The organism is Bradyrhizobium nanningense, assembly GCF_004114535.1.
Taxonomy (GTDB): domain Bacteria; phylum Pseudomonadota; class Alphaproteobacteria; order Rhizobiales; family Xanthobacteraceae; genus Bradyrhizobium; species Bradyrhizobium nanningense.
Map to the genome: position 1 here is coordinate 519,392 of NZ_LBJC01000024.1, position 20,597 is coordinate 539,988.

The following is a 20,597-nucleotide window of genomic DNA, read 5'->3' on the forward strand; positions in this document are numbered from 1 at the left end:
AAAAAGGGCGGACTACTTGTCCGCCCGTTGCTGCTTCTTCGCCAATAGCTGCCGCAGCGCCGTGACCTTGGCCGCCGCCTGGTCCGGCGGCAAATCTGCCTTCACGAGGATTTCGGCCTCGGCCTCGCGGCCCTGCAATCCCAGCACCAGAGCCAGATTGGCGCGGACCCGCGCATCGTTCTGATTGCGCTGATAAGCGCGGCCGAGCACCTGTTCGGCCTTCGGCAGATTGTTTTGCAGCATATAGGACAGGCCGAGATTGGACAGCACGGTCGGCTCGTTCGGCACGATCTTCAACGCCGCGGCGTAGTATTGCTGCGCTTCCTCGTTGCGGCCGAGCTGGTCGAGCGCCGCGCCCTGCGCCGACAGGATGCGCCAGTCGGGGTCCTCGGGCGTATGCGCGCGGCTGAGGACGTCGAAGGCCTGCTGGAAATTGCCGCTGTCGGCGAGCGCGCGGCCATAGCCGGCGAGCAGCGCCTTGTTGCTGGGATGGGCGAGTACGGCCTGTTCCAGCACCGCGACCGCCTGCGCGCGCTGGCCGCTGTCGCGCAGCGCCTTGCCGTATTCGAGCGCGATTGCGGGATCGCTGGGCTTGGCGCGGTAACGCTCGCGGAGTGCGTCCATCTCCGGCCGGGCGTTGGCGTTGGCGGCGGGCTCCTGCTTGCCGCCGAGCGCACCGGTGACGTCCTCGAGGCCGGTGGTCTGACAGCCGCCGAGGGCAAGGATCAGAACGGCGGACCACAGAAATCTCGCCGGGGGAGAGGCGAGGGACAAACGCTTGGACATACTCTGATCACTCGGCAACTGATCAGAGATGCTTACCGATTAACGCTAAAGTCCCGTTAAGGACGCGGAGCCCTTGCGTCTCAATCGACGAATTCAGCACCGAACTCGCAGCCGATGCGCCAGCGCAGGCGGCATTGGCGGGAATAATCCGGCGCGAAGATGATGGTGAATTGCGGCGGCACTTCCAGAAATTCCGCCACCACCTTCACGCCACCATCCGAGATATCCGTGATCGTGCAGTCCCGCGGCAGCGAGCCCGCGCCAAAATGGATCTTGGCGAGCCGGCTGCACACCCGACGTTCGCTTCTCCGGCGATTTGCAAGCATTTGAATTGTTCACCCGTTAGACCACGGCCCATCCCGCAGGCTTAGGAGTAGCGAACATTCGTTGGAATGTGCTGAGGACAGAAGCCGGCATTCGAAGCGTAGTGTCGGCTTGGCGTTTACGACTTGTTAGGGATGCCCGCCTTCCCCGAACGTTCCTGTATTGTTCTTGCGAAGAGAGCCAGGCTCTGCTACCCCTAATTGTGCGAGAGGGGCAGGCTGGTTTGAGCATGGTTCAGCGGGTTTCCACCGTCGCCTTTGAGGGGATCGAGGCCCGCGCGGTCGACGTGCAGGTCCAGGTCGCGCCGGGCTTGCCGGCCTTTGCCATCGTCGGCCTGCCGGACAAGGCGGTGTCGGAGGCGCGCGAGCGGGTGCGCTCGGCGTTGATCGCCTCGGGGCTGGCATTGCCGGCGCGCCGGATCATCGTCAATCTGGCGCCGGCCGACCTGCCCAAGGAAGGCAGCCATTACGACCTGCCGATCGCGCTCGGCCTGATGGCGGCGATCGGGGCGATCCCGCCGGATGCGCTGACCGGCTTCACCGTTCTCGGCGAACTCGGCCTCGACGGCTCGATCGCGCCCGTGGCCGGCGTTCTTCCCGCCGCCATCGGCGCCAATATGCGCGAGGAAGGGCTGATCTGCCCGGCGGCTTGCGGCTCCGAAGCGGCATGGGCGAGCCCGGACATCCAGATCATCGCAGCAAGCTCGCTGATCCAGATCGCCAACCATTTCAAGGGCACGCAGGTGCTGTCGCGGCCCTCGCCGAAGGTCCACGAAGCCGCGGCGTCCACGCTCGACCTGCGCGACATCAAAGGTCAGGAAAGCGCCAAGCGGGCGCTGGAGATCGCAGCTGCCGGCGGCCATCATCTGCTCATGATCGGCGCGCCCGGCGCCGGCAAGTCGATGCTGGCGGCACGGCTGCCCTCGATCCTGCCGCCGCTGTCGCCGGGCGAACTGCTCGAAGTCTCGATGATCGCCTCCGTTGCCGGCGAGATCGAAGGCGGCGCGCTGACGGCGCGGCGGCCGTTCCGCTCGCCGCATCATTCCGCGAGCATGGCCGCGCTCACCGGCGGCGGCATGCGCGCCAAGCCCGGCGAGATCTCGCTGGCGCATCAGGGCGTGCTGTTCCTCGACGAGCTGCCCGAATTCGATCCGCGCGTGCTGGATTCGCTGCGGCAACCGCTGGAGAACGGCGACGTCGCGGTGTCGCGCGCCAATCACCGCGTCACCTACCCTGCCCGCTTCATGCTGGTCGCGGCGATGAATCCGTGCCGCTGCGGCAACGCGTTCGAGCCGGGCTATGCCTGCAAGCGCGGCCGCATCGACCGCTGCACCGGCGACTACCAGGCGCGCATCTCGGGCCCGTTGATGGACCGCATCGATCTTCGCATCGAGGTGCCGGCCGTGACCGCGGCCGATCTGATCCTGCCGCCGCCGGCGGAGGGCTCGGCCGAGGTCGCCGCGCGCGTGGCGGCGGCGCGCGACATCCAGCTCGCACGTTACGCCGATGCCGGCCTGCCCAAAGTTCGCACCAATGCCGAGGCGCCCGCCTCGGTGCTGGAGGAGATCGCCAAGCCGGACGCGCAGGGTCAAAAATTGCTGCGCGACGCCGCCGAGACGATGCGGCTGTCGGCGCGCGGCTATCACCGCGTGCTGCGGGTGGCGCGCACGCTGGCCGACCTCGATCATGCCGACAAGATCGGCCGGCTGCATCTCGCCGAAGCGCTGTCCTATCGCGCACTCGCGGAGGATGTGCGGCAGATGGCTTGATCATACCGCGCATCAACCCGGCGGTAACGAGTTTCCTTTACGCTCTGCAAACCATACGGCCCGCTGATTTCGGTTTCGCGTTCCCGAGGGCCCCGGCGAGTAGAGTGTCATGTTGCGTTTCAAGATCCTGGCCTCGGTCGTTCCCGTGTTGGCGGCTGCGGTGTTTGCCCGCGCCGAGATCGGATCGGTCTCACATCCCTGCATCGCCCTCGGCGAAACCTCGGTCGAGCTGACGTCGCTGTTCTGGACCGCCGGCGTGCACGTCGCCTTCACCGAAGATCCGGAACGGGCCACGGTACGGGTGCAGGTCACTGACGATGCCGACGCTGCGGACTTCACCGTGGTCGACGACGGCCTCGGTTCCGAGCCGGATTCCTGTCAGGCCAATCCCTCGACGCGCCTCGTCTCGATAGCCGCTCAGCCGGTCGATGGCGGCCAGGTGATCTATCTCTCCACCGAAGGACCGGCGGATTACCGCATCTATGTGCGCTCGAAGTCGTTCTCGCAGCGCGAGGCGGCGGCGCTGATCGTCGGCGCCCGCGACAGCCACCGCCATCTCCAGGCGGCTTCGCTCTGAAGCGTTAATACCTCATCAACCCTGTTTGGAGGCTGAGCCGAAGCCTCAAACTGTTCGCAAGGTCGGCGGGCCATCGTCGCATACGGCAACGGGGTTTCGGACAAGAGTCGGGGTCGGTGGCGATGGGTCGGACGTTCCGGATCAAGGTGCGCATGCGCCGCTTCAGGCGACAGCACCCCCGCATCGCCTTCGCGATCCGCTCCTTCGTGATCTTCTCGGCGACCTTCGGCGGCGCCTATGGTTTCGTGTCCGGCAGCCGGTCGGAAAACTCCGGCTACGATCCCCACGCCTTTGCGATCGGCGCGAGCTTCCTGTTCGCGCTCGCCTGCCTCGGCCTTGCGACGCTGAGCATGCGCCTGCGTTTCGTGGGCAAGCGGCTGCGTACGCTCGCCGCCCACAACGAGACGCTGATCGACCGCAATTGGGAGCTGAAGGAAGCGGAAGAACGCGCCCGCAGCCTGTTCGAGCAGCAGGGCGATCTCATCGTGCTGCGCGACACCAGCCGCCGCATCACCTTTGCCAACGAGGCCTATTGCGCGCTCGCAGGACAGAAGCGCGGCGCGCTGGTCGGCACGCGTTTCGATTTCGACGTGCTGGAGCAGGGCGACAGCGCGCGCGAGAGCAACGGCACGCGCATCCACGACCAGAAGATCGCAACCCTGCTCGGCCCGCGCTGGATCGCCTGGCGGGAGGGCTATGTCCGCCTCGATGCCGGCCAGCCCGCCGAATTGCAGAGCGTGGGGCGCGACGTCACCGATCGCACCGAGACCGAACGCGCACTGTCCGACGCGCGCGACCAGGCCGACGCCGCCAACCGCGCCAAATCGCGCTTCCTCGCAATGGCCTCGCACGAGATCCGTACGCCGCTCAACGGCATCATCGGCATGGGCGGCCTCTTGCTCGACACCAATCTGACGCCGGAGCAGGCGACCTATGCCAAGGCGGTCAAGACCTCGGGCGAAGCCTTGATGTCGCTGATCGAGGAATTGCTCGACTATTCCAAGATCGAGGCCGGCAAGCTCGATCTCGAGCAGCGCCCCTTCGCGCTCTCGACCCTGGTCGAGGAGATCACCGAGCTGCTTGCGCCGCGCGCGCAGGCAAAGTCGCTCGAGATCGCCGCCTATGTCGACGAGCGCCTGCCGCTGGAAGTCGTCGGCGACGCCGCGCGGCTGCGCCAGGTGCTGCTCAACCTCGCCGGCAACGCCATCAAGTTCACCGCTCACGGCGGCGTCGCGCTGATCGTCGAGCCCGGCATCTGGGCGAACGAGATCAGCTTCCTGGTTCGCGACACCGGCATCGGTATCGCGCCCGAGGCGCAGCAGCGCATCTTCCGCGAATTCGAGCAGGCCGACGAGCGCGTCGCCCGCACCTATGGCGGCACCGGGCTCGGGCTTGCCATCAGCGAGCGCATCGTCAAGCGCATGGGCGGCCGGATCACGCTCACCAGTGAGCCGGGCAAAGGCTCGACCTTCGAGATCGCAGTACCGCTTCCGCCGTCGCAGGCGAGCGCGGGACAGACCGCCTTTCCGAGCCCCGACCTCGCCGGCAGGTCGATCCTCCTCGTCGCCGACGGCATCGAGGCTTCGCTGATTGCGCGGCGCCTGGAGCGCTGGGGCGGCCAGACCTGCCTGGTTGCGGACGCGGCGGTTGCCGAAGCGCTGCTGCCGGAACGCTCCTGGCACGCGGTGCTGATCGATCGTGCGATCGGCCCCGCAATGACCGACCAGCTGGGCGAAAGAGCCCGCGCACATGCGCTGCAGCGCCTCGTGCTGCTGACGTCGAGTTCGCGGCATGAAAAGCTGTCGCCGGCCTTCACCGGCTTTCTGGTGAAGCCGCTGCGGGCGGCCTCGCTCGCCGCGCGTCTTGCGCTGACGCCGGCGGTCGCCTCGCCCGATCTCGCGCCGGAACCAGCGGCTGAAGCTGCCGGCGCGACCGCCGCAAAGGGCCTGTCGATCCTCGTCGCCGAGGACAACGAGATCAACGCGCTGCTGATGCGCTCGCTGCTGACGAAACTCGGCCATCGCGTCGTGATCGCCGTCCACGGCGAGGCCGCGCTGGAATCCTGGCTCGCCGCGTCGTCGGCCGGCACGCCCTATGATCTCGTGCTGATGGATATCCAGATGCCGCAGCTCGACGGCATCGAGGCGACGAAGCGCATCCGCGCGCATGAGGCGGCCACGGGCGGCCATCACACGCCGATCCTCGCGCTTACCGCCAATACGCTGGTGGAGGATCGCTATGCCTGCTTCGAGGCCGGCATGACCGGGTTTCTGATCAAGCCGCTCGATCGCGATAAGCTCGACGAAGCGCTGGCCGGGCTCGCGGCATCGCAGCGGCTGTCGGTCTGATTGGGAACCTCGCGGGAACCTAGGTCGGGCCGGCTATCGACAATTGAAATCGACCGCGTTGCGCGTCACCATCCTCCGGGGGCATTTGCACGAGAGGATTTTGCGCATGAACGTGCTTTGCCGCCTCGCACTTGTTGTCCTCCTCGCTGGAATTTCCCGACACGCCGCAGCCGATACCCCGGAGCTCATCGATTCGCTCAAGCAAGGCGGCTTTGTGCTGATCTTTCGGCACACCGCCACCGACGACAGCCAAAAGGACGTCTACCCGTTCAAGTTCGACGATATGAGCGCCCAGCGCCAGCTCAGCGACAAGGGCAGGGACATGGCGCGCCAGATCGGGGCGGCGATCAAGGCGCTCGCGATCCCGATCGGCGATGTCTACAGCAGCCGGCTGAACCGCGCGATCGAGGCCGGCAAGCTGATCTCCGGCCGCGAGGTCAAGCCGGTCGGTGCGTTGACGGACAGCAGCAATGCCAGCGCATCGGGGATGGCAAACCCGACCGGGGCCAATGCAAAGGCCGGACAGGCCGTGCGTCAGCTTGTCGATGCGCCCCCGAAAGCAGGCAACAACAATTTCCTGATTACCCACAAGACCAACATCGCCGATGCCTTCGGCAAAGAGGCCGGCGACGTCCAGGAAGGCGAAGCCTTCGTCTACAAGGCCAGCGGCTCTGGTCCCGCCACGTTTGCAGGACGCATCAAGATCGCCGATTGGGCTGCGAAAACCGGCAAGTGACAGGCCGCATCCAACCTCGGCCGCCGGCGCGACGGAGGCGGGGGCGTGACTTGCCGCTCCGCCATGGTCCTGTGCTACCAACGTCGCGTGAGGTGCGACTGGAGGCCGGCGACACGTGAGAACATCGGAAGACCGCTCATTCCTGGTCTGGCTCGGCGTCATTACTCTCGCGTTCGGCTGGCTGCTTTGGCCGTTCTCTGGCGCCTTGTTGTGGGCCACGCTGCTGGCGATCATCTTCGCGCCCTTTTATCGACGCTGCCTGCGGACGTTTCCGGAAAGGCGCAACCTTGCCGCACTTTCCACCGTCATGGTCGTGGTCGTCATGGTCCTGATCCCGGTCGGGATCGTGATCGCTTCGCTCGTCGACCAGGGAGGCGAGCTTTATCAGCGCGTTCAGACCGGCGAGATCAATCTGGCTCATCCCCTGCAGCAGCTGAAAGCCGCGCTGCCGGACTGGGCCGCCTCCATGTCAGATCGCCTGGTCGGCATCGATCTGACCGCCCTGAAAGAACGCCTGTCGAGCCTGGTGGTGCCGGCTGGCCAGCAGCTGGCCGGCCACGCGATCAATATCGGTCAGTTGACGCTGGAGTTCGTCGCGAGCCTGCTCGTGATGCTGTACCTGCTGTTCTTCTTCCTGCGCGACGGTGACGAGCTGAACCTGCGCATCCGCCACGCGCTGCCGCTGCGCGCGAGCCATACCGCCGAGATCCTGGACGCGTTCACGCTGGCCGTTCGCGGGACCATCAAGGGGATCATCCTGGTTGCCATGATCCAGGGAGCGCTTGGCGGGCTGATCTTCTGGCTGCTCGGCCTGACCGCGCCGCTGCTGGCGGGCGCCATCATGGCGCTGCTCTCGCTTCTGCCCGTGCTCGGCTCCGCCCTGGTCTGGGTTCCGGCCGGCCTCTATTTGCTTGTGGCCGGCGCCGTGACGAAGGGAATCATCCTGCTTGCGTTCGGGACCTTCGTGATCGGTCTTGCCGACAACTTCCTCCGCCCGGTCCTGGTCGGCCAGTCGATCCGGATGCCGAGCTATGTTGTGCTGCTCGCGACCCTGGGCGGCCTTGCGACCTTCGGGGCGAACGGCTTCGTCATCGGCCCGCTCGTCGCTGCAATGTTCCTGACGGCGTGGCACATCTTCATCGGGTCGAAAGAGCGACAGCAGGCCTGCAAGTGATCCGTTACGCGGCGTGAGCCATAAAGCGCGGCGCGGAGAGTTTATCAGGCGGGCCGAGAGTCCCCTTGAAGATGGTTTCCGTCTGCGCGGCGCGCTTGCAGTGCGGGCAAACAAAGAGATGCGCGATGACCGGAACCGGCTCGTCCGCGAGCAGCTCCGAGCGGTACCATCTCATCTCGATGTGGCAATCGGGGCAGGTCGGTGCTTCGAGCTGCTCCGCAGCGCTTCTCAGACGATCAACCATGGAGCCCTCGCGTTTCGAAGCTCATAGTCGAATACCTTTTGCCCGTCTGCAACAAAAGACACTTTGCCCGAACGATCCAGGATCTCGTCAACCGGCGCGATTACAGCCTTCGCAACGCCACGCTCTCCACTGCGTGATCCGCCCCCTTCTTCAGGATCAGTGTCGCGCGGGGGCGGGTCGGCAGGATGTTGTCCTCGAGATTGGCGAGGTTGGTGCGCTCCCAGATCGCGGTGGCGGTGGCGGTGGCTTCGTCGTCCGACAGCAGCGCATAGCGGTTGAAGTAGGATTTCGGATTGGTGAACGCGGTGTCGCGCAGCGCCAGGAAGCGCTTGATGTACCATTGCCGCAACGCTGCTTCGTCGGCGTCGATATAGACCGAGAAATCGAAGAAGTCGGAGACCACAGGCACCGCCTTGCCGTCGCGCGGCAGCTTGCCGGTTTGCAGCACGTTGACGCCCTCGACGATCAGGATGTCGGGCTGGTCGATCTCCGCCCATTCGTTCGGCACGATGTCGTAGGTCAGATGCGAGTAGACCGGCGAACGCACATGGCGGCGACCGGACTTGATGTCGGAGAGGAAGCTCAGCAGCAGCGGCAGGTCGTAGCTCTCCGGAAAGCCCTTCTTCTGCAGAATGCCTTGGCGCTCGAGCAGGGCCTTAGGGTACAGAAATCCGTCGGTGGTGATCAGGTCGACCTTCGGACGCGGCGACCAGCGCGCCAGCAAGGCCTGGAGCACACGGGCCGTGGTGGACTTCCCGACGGCGACCGAACCGGCGACACCGATGATGTAGGGCACCTTGCGGTCGCGGATGTTGAGGAACTGGCGCTCGGCGTAATACAGGCGCTGCATCGCATCGACGTAGATCGAGAGCAGGCGCGACAGCGGCAGATAGATGTCCTCGACTTCCTTGAGATCGAGGCGGTCGTGCAGCGAGCGCAGCCGGTCGAATTCGCCCGGCTCCAGCGTCATCGGCGTGTCGTCACGCAAGCGCGCCCATTCTTCGCGCGTATAGACGCGGTAGGGATTATACTGCTGCTCGGGTGCGCGGATATCCATGACGCCGCCTTTCCGTTGCTCTAGAGCATGATCCGGAAAAGTGTGAAGCGGTTTTCCGACAAGATCATGCCCAAACAATAACCTCAATCGCTTTTGCGCGACGCCTTTTCTTCCAACCCCGACATCGAAGTGCGCTTGCCAAGCGCCGCCTCGACCTCTTCCAGCTTTATGCCGCGTGCCTTCAAAAGCACAAGGAAATGATAGAGCAGGTCGGCACTTTCAGCGACCAGATGCGCGCGATCGTTTTCGACTGCTGCGATTACGGTTTCGACTGCCTCTTCCCCGAACTTCTTGGCGCAATGCTCGGCGCCTTTGTCCAGGAGCTTGCGGGTATAGGACGCCTCGCCGCCAGCCGCGGCGCGGGCGTCGATGGTCTCGGCCAAATCGTGGATCGTGAAACGCGGCATCGGACTTACTCGGAAAACACATGAGGCCACGGAGGCCATTCCCCGTTACCTCATGTAGCACTTTTATGCACGGGAGTCGTCAGGCATCCAGGCGCATCGCCAGCCCGCGGCGGGCCATGTGCTCCTTGGCTTCGCGAATGGTGAATTCCCCGAAATGGAAGATCGAGGCCGCCAGCACGGCCGTGGCGTGTCCGTCGCGGATGCCGTCGACGAGATGGTCGAGATTGCCGACGCCGCCCGAGGCGATCACCGGAACGGGCACGCTGTCGGCGATCGCCCGGGTCAGCGGGATGTCGAATCCTTGCCTGGTGCCATCGCGGTCCATCGAGGTGAGCAGGATTTCACCGGCGCCGAGCGAGACCACTTCCTGGGCATATTCGATCGCGTCGATACCCGTCGAGTTGCGCCCGCCATGCGTAAAGATCTCCCAGCGGTCGCCGCCCGGACGCTTCACCCGCTTGGCGTCGATCGCAACCACGACGCACTGCTCGCCGAACTTCTCCGCCGCTTCCTTGACGAACTCGCGCCGGGATACAGCGGCGCTGTTGATCGAGACCTTGTCGGCGCCCGCGCGCAACAGCGTCTTGATGTCGTTGACCTCACGCACGCCGCCGCCGACGGTCACAGGCATGAAGCAGGCTTCCGCGGTGCGGCGGACCACGTCCAGCATGATGCCGCGGTTCTCGTGAGTGGCTGTGATGTCGAGAAAGGTGAGCTCGTCGGCGCCGGCAGCATCATAGGCGATCGCGGCTTCGACGGGGTCGCCGGCATCGCGCAGGTCGACGAAGTTGACGCCTTTGACGACGCGGCCGTCCTTGACGTCGAGGCAGGGGATCACGCGGACCTTGAACATGTGTCAGCTCCTGCGCGCGTCGCGGATCAAACTGAGGGCCGCAGCCGGATCGAGCCGGCCGTCGTAAAGCGCGCGGCCGGCGATCGCCCCGGCGAGCTTTTTCGCACGGGGCGTCAGCATCGCCTTGACGTCCTCGATCGAGGCAAGGCCGCCGGAGGCGATCACGGGAATCGAGATGGCGTCGGCGAGCGCGATGGTTGCATCCAGGTTCAGGCCCTTGAGCAGACCGTCACGCGCGATGTCGGTGAAGATGATGGCGGCGACGCCGGCGTCCTCGAACCGCTGTGCGATCTCGAGCACCGTGACCTGCGAGGTCTCGGCCCAGCCCTCGACCGCGACCTTGCCGTCACGGGCGTCGAGACCGACCGCGACGCGGCCGGGGAATTTCTTCGCAGCGGACTTCACCAGCTCCGGATCGCGCACTGCGGCGGTGCCGATGATGACGCGGGTGATGCCCTTGTCGAGCCAGGCTTCGACGGTCTTGAGATCGCGAATGCCGCCGCCGAGCTGCACCGGAATCTTGATCGTCTTCAGCATCGCCTCGACGGCCTCGGCGTTCACCGGCTTGCCGGCGAAGGCGCCGTCGAGGTCGACGACATGGAGATACTCAAAGCCCTGTTTGGCAAAGCTCTGCGCCTGCGCCGCCGGATTGAGGTTGAACACGGTCGCGCGGGCCATGTCGCCTTGCTCGAGGCGCACGCACTGGCCGTTCTTGAGGTCGATCGCGGGGAAGAGAATCACGGTTTCCATCGCAAGAAGTTCGAGATCAGAGCGAGGCCAAAACGCTGGCTCTTCTCGGGGTGAAACTGCGTGCCGATGGCGGTGTCCTTGCCGACGATCGCGGTGACGGGCCCACCGTAATCGGCGCGCGCGAGCACGTCCGCCTCGTTGGCGGCGTTGAGGTGGTAGGAGTGCACGAAATAAGCATGCTGGCCCTTGGGGCCGAGCGGCAGCTTGTTCAGCACCGGATGCTCTTGCAGCAGGTCGAGCGTGTTCCAGCCCATGTGCGGGATCTTCAGGCTCTCGTCGCGCGGCGTGATCTTCTCGACGTCGCCGCCGATCCAGTTCAGGCCTTCGGTGACGACATGCTCCTTGCCGCGGCTCGCCATCAGCTGCATGCCGACACAGATGCCGAAGAACGGCCGCGCCTTGACGCGCACGGCTTCGGTGATCGCCTCGACCATGCCGTTGACGGCATCGAGCCCGCGTCGGCAATCGGCAAAGGCGCCGACACCCGGCAGCACCAGGCGGTCAGCCTCATAGGCCTGGTCCGGATCGCTGGTGACGAAAACCTTTTGCGGGTTCTCCAGGCCGCGCGCGGCGCGCTCGAAGGCTTTGGCGGCGGAATGCAGATTCCCGGAACCGTAATCGATGATGGCGACGCTCATCTTGACCCTCCCGGTTCTGGAAACAATCCAATGATGCCGCCGGCCGGAATAGGCGGCGGGTTCGAAAATTGCTGGCCCGGCACATTGCGGGTCGGCGGCGGGCCGCCGCGATCGACGGCCCATTGATCGTTGACGATGCCGTGCTGCTTCTGGCTCCAGCGCTCGAAAAAGCGGCGCTCGGCGGTGTCCTCGTCGTCCGCAACCACCACGTCGAGCTGGCGCCATTTGCCGCGCGACAGCGTCCAGCGACGCAGGCTCGCGGCCTCAAGGCCCATCAGCAGCGCAACGATGAGATCGGCGAAGAAGATCGACGAGCGTCCGACGCCAAGGCTCGACAGCCCCGCATTGAATGCAGCCACGAAGATCAGGTAGCCGATCAGAGCCAGCCACAGCCGATTCCACAGCAGCCAGAACGGGCCGAAGACCATCGCCCAGAAATGAAAACCGTCACGCACGAACACGAACTTGTCGGTCGCGCGCAGATCGGCTCCGGCCGGGGAGGGAGCATGAACTGTGTAGACAGGCATGGTGATGCCCCGTTCCTAGGGATTCAGTGATACCGCAAGCGGCGCGTGCCGCCGCTGGCCGAAAGACGTCAGCCGCCGAGCGAGCCTTTGGTGGACGGGATCTCGCCCACAGCTTTCGGATCGATCGCGACGGCGGTGCGCAGCGCCCGCGCCAGACCCTTGAAGCAGGACTCGGCGATATGGTGGCTGTTATCGCCATATAGGGTCTCGACGTGCAGAGTCACGCCGGCGTTCATGGCGAAGGCCTGGAACCATTCGCGCACCAGCTCGGTATCGAACTCACCGATCTTGTCGCGGGGGAAGTCGGCCTTGAACACCAGGAACGGGCGGCCCGAGATGTCGATGACCACGCGCGACAGCGTCTCGTCCATGGGCATGTGCACGCCGGCATAGCGGGTGATGCCCGCCATGTTGCCGAGCGCCTGCTTGACCGCCTGGCCAAGCGCGATGCCGGTGTCTTCGGTGGTATGGTGATAATCAATGTGCAGATCGCCCACCGCCTTGACCGTGAGGTCGATGCGGGAATGGCGGGCGAGAAGATCGAGCATATGGTCGAAAAAGCCGATGCCGGTCGCGATATTGGCCACGCCGGTGCCATCGAGGTTCACGGAGACCTCGATGTCGGTTTCCTTGGTCTTGCGCTTGATCGTCGCGGTGCGCATTGAAAGCTGGCTTTCATCCTAGCTAGAGAGCCGAAAACGCCTGTCTATTAACAGCCAAATGACGCCTTCGCTACTGCGGGAACGGCTGGCGGGCCCTCTACTTCTGCCTATGGTGAGCGAAATTCGGCCCGGAACGGCCCGTTGTGCCCAGGTTGTCCCCTTGCCCCCGACCGCCTAAATCAGGCCGGACAACGAGGATCATTCATGCAGGCTTCCCAGAACAGCTCGCCTAGCTGGCACGGCACCACGATTTTGACGGTCCGCAAGGGCGGCAAGGTGGTGGTTGGCGGCGACGGCCAGGTTTCGATCGGCCAGACCGTGATCAAGTCCAACGCCAAGAAGGTCCGAAAGCTCGGCAAGGGCGACGTGATCGGCGGCTTTGCCGGCGCCACCGCCGACGCCTTCACCCTGTTCGAGCGGTTGGAAGCCAAACTCGAGCAATATCCGGGGCAGCTGACCCGTGCCGCGGTGGAGCTCGCCAAGGACTGGCGCACCGACCGCTATCTGCGGCGGCTGGAGGCCATGATGATCGTGGCCGACAAGGACGTCTCCCTGGTGCTGACCGGCACCGGCGACGTGCTGGAGCCCGAGGCCGGCGTGATGGCAATCGGCTCGGGCGGCAATTACGCGCTGGCGGCGGCCCGAGCCCTGCTCGACACCGACAAGGACGCCGAGACCATCGTCCGCCGCTCCCTCGACATCGCCGCGGACATCTGTGTCTACACCAACCGCAATGTGACCATCGAGAGCCTGGCGACCGGATAGTGGAGCGTAATTTGTCCGAACGCCCATCCGCGAGCTCGGTGCGACCTCTCCCGCTTGCGGGGGAGGTCGGCGCGAAGCGCCTGGTGGGGCTCTCTCCTCTGGGGGCTGTCCCATTGTAGAGACACCCTCTCCACGACCCTCTCCCGCAAGCAAGCGGGAGAGGGGCGCAGCATAGCTTTGGTAACTGAGTGGCACCCATTTACGCCTTCCGCCCGATGACCGCCGTCGACCTGCCGCTGATCCGGCGGTGGCTCGGCGAGGTGCATGTGCGGGACTGGTGGGGCGATCCGGACGAGCAGTTTGCCCTCGTCAGCGGCGATCTCGATGAACCCGCCATGGACCAGTTCATCGTGTTGGCCGGCGACAAGCCCTTCGGCTATCTTCAGTGCTATCGACTGACCGGCTGGAATACAGGCTTCGGGCCACAACCGGAGGGCACGCGTGGGATCGACCAGTTCATCGGCGAAAGCGACATGATCGGACGCGGTCACGGCTCGGCGTTCATCCGCCAGTTCGTCGATGAGCAGTTTCGCAGGGGTCTGCCGCGCATGGTCACCGATCCTGCCCCCTTCAACGCACGCGCCTTGCGCGCCTATGAGAAAGCCGGCTTCCTCCGCGACCGCATAGTCGATACGCCGGATGCGGCGGCACTGCTGATGGTGCGTGAGCCGTGACGCTGGTCCACGCGCGCGAGAGCAAGGTCGCGTTTCCGCCGTTCGGCTGGGCCGCCATCGCGCCATCGCTGCTGGCGCTGCAGGCCGCGATCCTGTTCGCGATGGGCCGGGTGCCGATCTGCACCTGCGGCACCATCAAGCTGTGGCACGGCGTGGTGAACAGCTCGGAGAATTCCCAGCATATCGCCGACTGGTACAGCTTCTCGCACGTTCTGCACGGCTTCCTGTTCTACGGCCTGACCTGGCTGTTGTTCGCGCGCCTGCCGCTCCTGCCTCTCTCCTGGCCGGCACGGCTGATCGTCGCGATGCTGATCGAAGGTGCCTGGGAGATCGTCGAGAACTCGCCGTTCATCATCGAGCGCTACCGCGCCGGCACGATCTCGCTGGATTATTACGGCGACAGCATCGTCAACTCGGTCTCCGACACTCTGGCCATGATGCTGGGGTTCCTCGCCGCGCGCGTGCTGCCGGTCTCGATAACCGTCCTGATCGGCCTCGCCTTCGAGATCATGCTGGCGCTCCACATTCGCGACAATCTGACGCTCAACATCCTGATGCTGATCCATCCGATCGACGTCGTGAAGCAATGGCAATCCGGCCTGCCGATCATCTGACGGCTGAAAAAGCGGCTTGTCCTCGCCCGCAACTGACCCTAGCTAAGGTCCCATGACAGACTTCTCCCCCCGCGAAATCGTTTCCGAACTCGATCGTTTCATCGTCGGCCAGGCCGATGCCAAGCGCGCCGTCTCGATCGCGCTGCGCAACCGCTGGCGGCGGCAGCAGCTGTCCGGCTCCTTGCGCGAAGAGGTGCTGCCGAAGAACATTCTGATGATCGGCCCCACCGGCGTCGGCAAGACGGAAATCGCGCGGCGGTTGGCAAAACTCGCGAACGCGCCGTTCCTGAAGGTGGAAGCGACGAAATTCACCGAGGTCGGCTATGTCGGCCGCGACGTCGAGCAGATCGTGCGCGATCTCGTCGAGGTCGCGATCGCCCAGGTCCGAGAGAAAAAGCGCAAGGACGTGCACGTCCGCGCTCAGCTCGCCGCCGAGGAGCGCGTGCTCGATGCGCTGGTCGGTGCCAATGCCTCGTCCACGACGCGGGAATCCTTCCGCAAGAAGCTGCGCGCCGGCGAGCTCAACGACAAGGAAATCGAGATCGAGACGCAGTCCTCGGGCGGCGGCATGCCGATGTTCGAGATCCCGGGCATGCCGGGCGCGCAGATGGGCGCGATCTCGATCGGCGACATCTTCGGCAAGCTCGGTGGCCGCAGCAAGACGCGGCGGCTCACGGTCGAGGGCTCGCACGAAATCCTCGTCAACGAGGAATCCGACAAGCTGCTGGACAATGATCAGCTGACGCTGGAGGCGATCAGCGCGGTCGAGAACAACGGCATCGTGTTCCTGGATGAGATCGACAAGATCTGCGCGCGCGAGGGCCGCGCCGCCGGCGACGTCTCGCGCGAGGGCGTGCAGCGCGATCTACTGCCTCTGATCGAGGGCACCACGGTCTCGACCAAGCACGGCGCGGTGAAGACCGACCACATCCTGTTCATCGCCTCCGGCGCCTTCCATGTCGCCAAACCGTCAGACCTGCTGCCGGAATTGCAGGGCCGCCTGCCGATCCGCGTCGAATTGCAGGCGCTGACCCGCGACGACATGCGCCGCATCCTGACCGAGCCCGAGGCCTCGCTGATCAAGCAATATGTTGCCTTGTTGCAGACCGAGGGCGTGACGCTCGACATCACCGACGGCGCGATCGACGCGCTGGCCGACGTCGCGGTTGCCGTGAACTCGGCCGTCGAGAACATCGGCGCGCGACGGTTGCAGACCGTGATGGAGCGGGTGCTGGACGAGATCTCCTTCACCGCCCCCGACCGCAACGGCGAGACCGTCCGGGTCGATGCGGATTTCGTGCAGAAGCACGTCGGCGACCTCGCCAAGAACGCGGATCTGAGCCGGTTTATTTTGTAATTCGACAGGCCCGCGGTATTCATTCCGGCGTCGTCCCCGCGAACGCGGGGACCCATAACCACCAGCGGTCCTTGTTGAAACAGATGGCGGCTCCGATCCCGGCACACTCGACCTCCTGTGGTTATGGGTCCCGGGTCGCGCTTTGCTTGCCCGGGACGACAGCGGAGGTAGTTCGCGCCACTTCAGGTGCGGCGTGATCGCTCAAATTCAGAAAAATCCCTGGCGCCTGTTGCTCGCGATCAACGCGGCGGTCATCGTCGGCGTGTTCGTTCACAAGATCGAGCTGCCGCCTTACGTCCCCTACATCCACCTCCTGGTCGACTATCATTTCGGCTTCATCAAGCGCGCCCTGGTCGGCGCCATCGTCGCGCTGTTCACCGACAAGGTGCCGGTGTGGCTGGTGTTCGCGCTCGGCGGGGCGACGTGGCTGATCACGCTCGGCCTCTATGCAAGACTGTTTCAGAAGACCTTCGGCTTCACCGCCAAGACGCTGCCGCTGTTCGTCTTGATGGCGGGCTCGCCGTTCTTCCTGAAGAATTTCATGCACACGCTCGGCCATTTCGACATCTACGGCTGTGCGCTCGCGCTCGTCCTCTTGCTGATGCCGGCGGGCTCGCTGCTGTTCGTCGCAACAGCAGCGCTGTTCTCGGTCATCCTCGTGCTGATCCACCACATTCATCTGTTGATGTATGTGCCGACCATCGTTACCATCGTCGTGATCAGGCACTATCTCGCTTACGGGCTCAATCGCAGCAACGTCGTCTTCGGCATTATCGCCTCGCTTGTCGTCTCCGCGCTGTTCTTCGCCGCGCAATTTTGGGGAACGATGCCGATTCCGGAAGCGGACTTCGTCGCGTACTTGAAAACGCGCATGGCCGATCCGTCGCGCACCGACCTCTTGCAATTCGCCTATATCTGGTACCAGCCGCTGGCGAAGGAGGTCTCGGACACCTGGGGGCGCCTGCCGCACAACATCCTCGGCGTGCCGGTGTTCGCGCTGCTGATCTGGCTGCACACGCCGCTGTGGCGCTTCTTCGCGAGCCTGGTCGGTGCGCTCGCCAGCGATCTGCACAAGCGGCTCGTGATCGCGGCGCTGATCGGCGTCAGCCTTGCCACTCTCGTGATGTTCGCGATGGTGTTCGACTATTCGCGCTGGATTTCGAACTGGGCGGTCTGCCTGTTCCTGATCCTGCACGCGGTGAAGATGCTGCCGGCGAAGCAGGAAGCTCCGCTGATTCCGGCCGAGGATCGCAAGACAAATATCTTCGGCCTGATCATCACCCTGATCCCGCGCGTCGGCATCGTCCGGCCGTTTTAGACGGTGCGCTCCCTCTCCCGCTTGCGGGAGAGGGTTGGGGAGAGGGTGTTTCCGCAGAGGGATTCCCCAAGAGGAGAAAGCCCTCACCCGGCGCTCGGGACGATGCTTCGCATCGCCCGGGACGCGCCGACCTCTCCCGCAAGCGGGAGAGGTGTAAAACAACTAGAGCCTCGCCCGCCTGATCCGCACATACAGCGCGCCCTCGCCGCCGTGGCCGATATGGGCCGTCTCGAAGCCGACGACGAAGGCGCGGAATTCCGGCAGGCTCAACCATTCCGGCACCTGACGCCGCAGGACGCCGCTTTCGCCGCCGCTGCGGCCCTTGCCGGTGATGACGAGCACGAAGGTCAGGCCGTCGTGATGGGCGCGGTGCAGAAAGCCGCTCAGCGCGCGATGGGCGCGCGTCTGGGTCATGCCGTGCAGATCGAGCCGCGCCTCGATCTCGCTGCGGCCGCGCGACAGCTTTGTCCGCTCGCGCTTGCCGAGCGGAGCCAGCGGTGGGACGGCCGGTTTTGTGGTGCGCGGCGCCGGCGCTGCGGCAATCGGCCGAGGCGATGGCGCTGGCCGCGAGACGGATATTGCGGGCAAAGGCTCGGTGCGCGGAGCGGCGTGCGCTTTCGCCGCGCGATGCTTCCGCAGCGGCTTGACCTGTTTGGCAACGAAGTCCCACAGCGCGCGCTCCTCCTCGCTCAGCGCGCGGCGGCGCGGCGAGGGGCGAGGCTCCAGCACGGGCGGACGGGACGGTCGTTTCATTGCTGCCGATGAGGACGATTCTTCACGGGACGCCGCGGCTCGGAGGCAGGCTCGATCGCAGGACGCGGCACTGGTAGCGGGACAGGACCGGCGGTGGCAATCGTTTCGTTCTTGTTGTCCGCTGAGCCGGCGGTAGCGGCCGGTTTCGTCATCCCCTTGCTCGGATCGGTTTGCGGAAACAGCTTTGCGATCTTCTCGGTGGGGCGCGGATCAGGCACCGGCAGCCGCGCGGCGCGCACGGAGGGATCGAGGCCCTTCGGCACCAGCATCACAAAGTGCATGGGATGGCGCAGCCGGCCGGAGACGCGTCCGGCGTCCTGACCGGCGCCGAAAAACAGATCGGCGCGCGCGGGCCCGATGATCGCCGAGCCGGTGTCCTGCGCGATCATCAGCCGGTGGAACGGCGTCTTTGCGCGTTCGGATTCGATCGGCAGCTCGCCCTCGATGAAAAACGGCGTGCCGTAAACATGCAGCGATTTATCGACCGCGATCGAGCGTCCCGCCGTCAGCGGAATGCCTTGCGCGCCCACCGCCTCGTCCTTGTCGGAGAGGTTGACCTCGCGGAAGAAGATGTAGGCGCGGTTCTGGCGGCGCAGCTCCTTGGCCCCATCAGGATTCTGCGCCATCCATTCCCTGATCTTGTGCATCGACATCTCTTCCTTCGGAATGATGCCGCGTTCGATCAGGATGCGCCCCACCGCGGTGTAGGGATAGCCGTTATAGGCGTCGTAGTTCAGCCGGACCGAGCTTCCGTCGTCGAACTTGATCCGCGCCGAGCCCTGGATCTGCGCGAACAACAGATCGGTCGGGTCCTTCAGCCAGGCGATCTCCAGCCCGCGGCCGGCGATCTTGCCGTCCTCGATCTCGCCACGGTCGTAATAGGGCACCAGCTTGCGGCGGCCGATCTTGCGATAGACTGGGCCCTTGTTGGGCAGGCTCACCGAATCCTGCTTGTAGCCGCGCACGAACAGATTCGAGGGGCGGCGGTAGACCGGAACGTTGTAGATTTCGGTCTGCGTGCGCGATCCCTCCAGCACCGGCTCGTAATAGCCGGTGACGAAACCATCGGGCTCGCCGAGGCGCGAGATTCGCAGCGGCGCGAAATTCTCCTCGAAGAAAGTCTTGGCTTTGGCGTCGTCGGTGATCTCGAGCGGTTTTGCCGCCCGGCACGGTTCGCTCAGCGATCCACCGAGCGCCTTGGGTTCAGCCTTGGGTTCAGCCGCGCCGTTCTGCGCATTGATCGAGCGGCAGCTGGCGCGGAACGTCTTGTAAGCGGCGAGGTGATCGTCATCGCTCCAGCCTTTCACATCCGCCCAGGCCAGCGGCAAATATTGCGCGCCTGGAATTTCGAACGGCAGAGGAAGCTGCGGATAGGGCAAGGCCCGCAATGGTGCGGCAGGCAATTGCGGCGGATGATGATGGTGATGGTTGCGATAGTGGCGCCGCGCCGCCTCGGCGCCGAGCGAAAACGACGACAGCACGACGACGCCTGCGCAAAGCGCGGTCGCGCTGGTCTTCAGTAGGATCTTAATTCGCGCTTCCGGTGCCAACCAGCTTCCAGTTCGGATCGCGAGAGGTGATGTCGCGGGCGAAAGTCCAGATGTCGGTAATGTCGGCCACCGTGTCGGCGCTGCCGTCGACGATGTTGCCGGCCTTGTCGCGGGTGGCCGAGATCATCTGCGAGACGAAGCGCACGGTGAGCTGGGCGGTGCGGTCGCGCAGCTCGGCGCCGACGAGCTCGGCCTTGTCGATCGAGACGAAGCGGGTCTCGGTCTTCTGCTCGTTCTTCTCGCGCTCCTTGATCGCGGCGTCGAAGCTCTCATAGACCTCCGACGACAGCAGGTCGCGCAGCGCGCGGCGGTCGCCATTGGCAAAAGCCAGCACAATCATCTCGTAGGCGCCGCGGGCGCCCGAGATGAAATGACGCGGGTCGAACGTGGAATCCTTGTCGACGATGGCATCCAGGCCCTGCGCCAGCGCGGTGCCGGGTTCGGTCAGGCCCTTCCAGCGGTCGGAGGGCGGGGTCGGATCGGCCGACGGCGCCAACGGGGCCTGGTCGATCACCTTGCCCGGCATGGTCACGACGTTGTTGTCCTGGGCACCCCCCAACGCATTGCGGGCCGCGGTCCGGTCGAACGGCGGCCGTTCGTTGCCGGTCCGCTGCCCGAGCACGCTGCGCAGCCGCAGAAAGATAAAGACCGCCAGCGCCAGGAAGATGATGGTGTAGATGTCCACGTCGGATTCGCTTTCTGGTCTTTGCTCTGG

General features: G+C 65.0%; 23 protein-coding genes. 10 read left to right on the forward strand and 13 right to left on the reverse strand.

Annotated features, from left to right (window positions below; translation table 11 throughout):
• Nucleotides 1-12 precede the first annotated feature (12 nt).
• Nucleotides 13-786: a tetratricopeptide repeat protein gene (locus tag XH84_RS20015; protein ID WP_128921117.1), complete on the reverse strand. Its 774-nt coding sequence runs from the start codon at nucleotides 784-786 to the stop codon at nucleotides 13-15.
• A gap of 80 nt (nucleotides 787-866) precedes the next feature.
• On the reverse strand, nucleotides 867-1,112 hold the full coding sequence (locus tag XH84_RS20020) for a PilZ domain-containing protein (RefSeq protein ID WP_018644993.1): 246 nt from the start codon (nucleotides 1,110-1,112) through the stop codon (nucleotides 867-869).
• A 227-nt stretch (nucleotides 1,113-1,339) separates the two neighbouring features.
• Between XH84_RS20020 and XH84_RS20025 the strand changes: the two genes are divergently transcribed.
• From XH84_RS20025 to XH84_RS20045, 5 genes are all read left to right on the forward strand, one after another.
• On the forward strand, nucleotides 1,340-2,878 hold the full coding sequence (locus XH84_RS20025) for a YifB family Mg chelatase-like AAA ATPase (protein ID WP_128921116.1): 1,539 nt from the start codon (nucleotides 1,340-1,342) through the stop codon (nucleotides 2,876-2,878).
• Nucleotides 2,879-2,987: 109 nt separating this feature from the next.
• Entirely contained in the window at nucleotides 2,988-3,455 is a 468-nt protein-coding gene (locus XH84_RS20030; protein ID WP_128921115.1) for a hypothetical protein, read from the forward strand.
• Between the two features lie 122 nt (nucleotides 3,456-3,577).
• A complete protein-coding gene (locus XH84_RS20035) occupies nucleotides 3,578-5,803 on the forward strand; it encodes a PAS domain-containing hybrid sensor histidine kinase/response regulator (RefSeq protein ID WP_164936473.1) in 2,226 nt (741 codons plus the stop codon).
• Between the two features lie 106 nt (nucleotides 5,804-5,909).
• Nucleotides 5,910-6,539: a histidine phosphatase family protein gene (locus tag XH84_RS20040; protein WP_164936472.1), complete on the forward strand. Its 630-nt coding sequence runs from the start codon at nucleotides 5,910-5,912 to the stop codon at nucleotides 6,537-6,539.
• Between the two features lie 115 nt (nucleotides 6,540-6,654).
• Nucleotides 6,655-7,713: an AI-2E family transporter gene (locus tag XH84_RS20045; protein WP_128921113.1), complete on the forward strand. Its 1,059-nt coding sequence runs from the start codon at nucleotides 6,655-6,657 to the stop codon at nucleotides 7,711-7,713.
• 4 nt (nucleotides 7,714-7,717) lie between these two features.
• Here XH84_RS20045 and XH84_RS20050 read toward each other — a convergent pair whose 3' ends face one another.
• The 8 genes from XH84_RS20050 to hisB form a co-directional block, all read right to left on the reverse strand.
• On the reverse strand, nucleotides 7,718-7,957 hold the full coding sequence (locus tag XH84_RS20050) for a hypothetical protein (protein WP_128921112.1): 240 nt from the start codon (nucleotides 7,955-7,957) through the stop codon (nucleotides 7,718-7,720).
• Nucleotides 7,958-8,057: 100 nt separating this feature from the next.
• Nucleotides 8,058-9,014, reverse strand: a complete 957-nt coding sequence (coaA, locus tag XH84_RS20055) for a type I pantothenate kinase (RefSeq protein ID WP_128921111.1) — start codon at nucleotides 9,012-9,014, stop codon at nucleotides 8,058-8,060.
• An 83-nt stretch (nucleotides 9,015-9,097) separates the two neighbouring features.
• Complete coding sequence (locus XH84_RS20060; RefSeq protein ID WP_128921110.1) at nucleotides 9,098-9,421, reverse strand: phosphoribosyl-ATP diphosphatase; 324 nt, start codon at nucleotides 9,419-9,421, stop codon at nucleotides 9,098-9,100.
• 79 nt (nucleotides 9,422-9,500) lie between these two features.
• Entirely contained in the window at nucleotides 9,501-10,274 is a 774-nt protein-coding gene (gene hisF / locus XH84_RS20065) for an imidazole glycerol phosphate synthase subunit HisF (protein WP_027561669.1), read from the reverse strand.
• Nucleotides 10,275-10,277: 3 nt separating this feature from the next.
• Nucleotides 10,278-11,024, reverse strand: coding sequence for a 1-(5-phosphoribosyl)-5-[(5-phosphoribosylamino)methylideneamino]imidazole-4-carboxamide isomerase (gene hisA / locus XH84_RS20070; RefSeq protein ID WP_245471774.1), 747 nt, complete (start codon nucleotides 11,022-11,024; stop codon nucleotides 10,278-10,280).
• The gene (hisH, locus tag XH84_RS20075) at nucleotides 11,012-11,662 is read right to left on the reverse strand and encodes an imidazole glycerol phosphate synthase subunit HisH (protein WP_128921109.1); all 651 of its coding nucleotides are present in this window, start codon (nucleotides 11,660-11,662) and stop codon (nucleotides 11,012-11,014) included. Before hisH ends, hisA begins: the two co-directional genes overlap by 13 nt.
• Nucleotides 11,659-12,189 (reverse strand): DUF2628 domain-containing protein, encoded by a 531-nt coding sequence (locus tag XH84_RS20080; protein WP_128921108.1) that lies wholly within the window; start codon nucleotides 12,187-12,189, stop codon nucleotides 11,659-11,661. The genes hisH and XH84_RS20080 overlap by 4 nt, the downstream gene beginning before the upstream one ends.
• A gap of 68 nt (nucleotides 12,190-12,257) precedes the next feature.
• Complete coding sequence (gene hisB, locus XH84_RS20085; RefSeq protein ID WP_128921107.1) at nucleotides 12,258-12,851, reverse strand: imidazoleglycerol-phosphate dehydratase HisB; 594 nt, start codon at nucleotides 12,849-12,851, stop codon at nucleotides 12,258-12,260.
• A gap of 204 nt (nucleotides 12,852-13,055) precedes the next feature.
• Between hisB and hslV the strand changes: the two genes are divergently transcribed.
• The 5 genes from hslV to XH84_RS20110 all read left to right on the forward strand — a co-directional run bounded on the left by hslV (nucleotide 13,056) and on the right by XH84_RS20110 (nucleotide 17,579).
• Nucleotides 13,056-13,616, forward strand: a complete 561-nt coding sequence (gene hslV / locus XH84_RS20090) for an ATP-dependent protease subunit HslV (RefSeq protein WP_128921106.1) — start codon at nucleotides 13,056-13,058, stop codon at nucleotides 13,614-13,616.
• Nucleotides 13,617-13,804: 188 nt separating this feature from the next.
• On the forward strand, nucleotides 13,805-14,290 hold the full coding sequence (locus XH84_RS20095; RefSeq protein ID WP_128921105.1) for a GNAT family N-acetyltransferase: 486 nt from the start codon (nucleotides 13,805-13,807) through the stop codon (nucleotides 14,288-14,290).
• Nucleotides 14,287-14,904 carry a DUF2585 domain-containing protein gene (locus tag XH84_RS20100; protein WP_128921104.1) on the forward strand — a complete coding sequence of 206 codons (618 nt, stop codon included), beginning with the start codon at nucleotides 14,287-14,289 and terminating at the stop codon, nucleotides 14,902-14,904. The genes XH84_RS20095 and XH84_RS20100 overlap by 4 nt, the downstream gene beginning before the upstream one ends.
• A 52-nt stretch (nucleotides 14,905-14,956) precedes the next feature.
• Nucleotides 14,957-16,261, forward strand: coding sequence for an ATP-dependent protease ATPase subunit HslU (gene hslU / locus XH84_RS20105; protein WP_128921103.1), 1,305 nt, complete (start codon nucleotides 14,957-14,959; stop codon nucleotides 16,259-16,261).
• Nucleotides 16,262-16,454: 193 nt separating this feature from the next.
• A complete protein-coding gene (locus XH84_RS20110) occupies nucleotides 16,455-17,579 on the forward strand; it encodes a hypothetical protein (RefSeq protein ID WP_128921102.1) in 1,125 nt (374 codons plus the stop codon).
• A gap of 162 nt (nucleotides 17,580-17,741) precedes the next feature.
• Here XH84_RS20110 and XH84_RS20115 read toward each other — a convergent pair whose 3' ends face one another.
• Genes XH84_RS20115 through XH84_RS20125 form a run of 3 tightly spaced genes read right to left on the reverse strand, consistent with a single transcriptional unit; the run spans nucleotide 17,742 to nucleotide 20,567 of the window.
• Nucleotides 17,742-18,332 (reverse strand): Smr/MutS family protein, encoded by a 591-nt coding sequence (locus XH84_RS20115; protein ID WP_128921101.1) that lies wholly within the window; start codon nucleotides 18,330-18,332, stop codon nucleotides 17,742-17,744.
• Nucleotides 18,329-19,882 (reverse strand): murein transglycosylase A, encoded by a 1,554-nt coding sequence (mltA, locus tag XH84_RS20120; protein WP_164936471.1) that lies wholly within the window; start codon nucleotides 19,880-19,882, stop codon nucleotides 18,329-18,331. Before mltA ends, XH84_RS20115 begins: the two co-directional genes overlap by 4 nt.
• Nucleotides 19,860-20,567 (reverse strand): Tim44/TimA family putative adaptor protein, encoded by a 708-nt coding sequence (locus tag XH84_RS20125; RefSeq protein ID WP_128921100.1) that lies wholly within the window; start codon nucleotides 20,565-20,567, stop codon nucleotides 19,860-19,862. The genes mltA and XH84_RS20125 overlap by 23 nt, the downstream gene beginning before the upstream one ends.
• Nucleotides 20,568-20,597 lie beyond the last annotated feature (30 nt).

Bases quoted from the DNA above. Each gene is read 5' to 3' on its own strand.
- XH84_RS20115 (WP_128921101.1), bottom strand. From the start codon at position 18,332: ATGAAACGACCGTCCCGTCCGCCCGTGCTGGAGCCTCGCCCCTCGCCG.
- XH84_RS20060 (WP_128921110.1), bottom strand. From the start codon at position 9,421: ATGCCGCGTTTCACGATCCACGATTTGGCCGAGACCATCGACGCCCGC.
- XH84_RS20050 (WP_128921112.1), bottom strand. From the start codon at position 7,957: ATGGTTGATCGTCTGAGAAGCGCTGCGGAGCAGCTCGAAGCACCGACC.
- XH84_RS20030 (WP_128921115.1), top strand. From the start codon at position 2,988: ATGTTGCGTTTCAAGATCCTGGCCTCGGTCGTTCCCGTGTTGGCGGCT.
- XH84_RS20025 (WP_128921116.1), top strand. From the start codon at position 1,340: ATGGTTCAGCGGGTTTCCACCGTCGCCTTTGAGGGGATCGAGGCCCGC.
- hisH (WP_128921109.1), bottom strand. From the start codon at position 11,662: ATGAGCGTCGCCATCATCGATTACGGTTCCGGGAATCTGCATTCCGCC.
- XH84_RS20040 (WP_164936472.1), top strand. From the start codon at position 5,910: ATGAACGTGCTTTGCCGCCTCGCACTTGTTGTCCTCCTCGCTGGAATT.
- hisB (WP_128921107.1), bottom strand. From the start codon at position 12,851: ATGCGCACCGCGACGATCAAGCGCAAGACCAAGGAAACCGACATCGAG.
- hisF (WP_027561669.1), bottom strand. From the start codon at position 10,274: ATGTTCAAGGTCCGCGTGATCCCCTGCCTCGACGTCAAGGACGGCCGC.
- XH84_RS20015 (WP_128921117.1), bottom strand. From the start codon at position 786: ATGTCCAAGCGTTTGTCCCTCGCCTCTCCCCCGGCGAGATTTCTGTGG.
- hslU (WP_128921103.1), top strand. From the start codon at position 14,957: ATGACAGACTTCTCCCCCCGCGAAATCGTTTCCGAACTCGATCGTTTC.
- hslV (WP_128921106.1), top strand. From the start codon at position 13,056: ATGCAGGCTTCCCAGAACAGCTCGCCTAGCTGGCACGGCACCACGATT.
- coaA (WP_128921111.1), bottom strand. From the start codon at position 9,014: ATGGATATCCGCGCACCCGAGCAGCAGTATAATCCCTACCGCGTCTAT.
- XH84_RS20020 (WP_018644993.1), bottom strand. From the start codon at position 1,112: ATGCTTGCAAATCGCCGGAGAAGCGAACGTCGGGTGTGCAGCCGGCTC.
- hisA (WP_245471774.1), bottom strand. From the start codon at position 11,024: ATGGAAACCGTGATTCTCTTCCCCGCGATCGACCTCAAGAACGGCCAG.
- XH84_RS20035 (WP_164936473.1), top strand. From the start codon at position 3,578: ATGGGTCGGACGTTCCGGATCAAGGTGCGCATGCGCCGCTTCAGGCGA.
- XH84_RS20080 (WP_128921108.1), bottom strand. From the start codon at position 12,189: ATGCCTGTCTACACAGTTCATGCTCCCTCCCCGGCCGGAGCCGATCTG.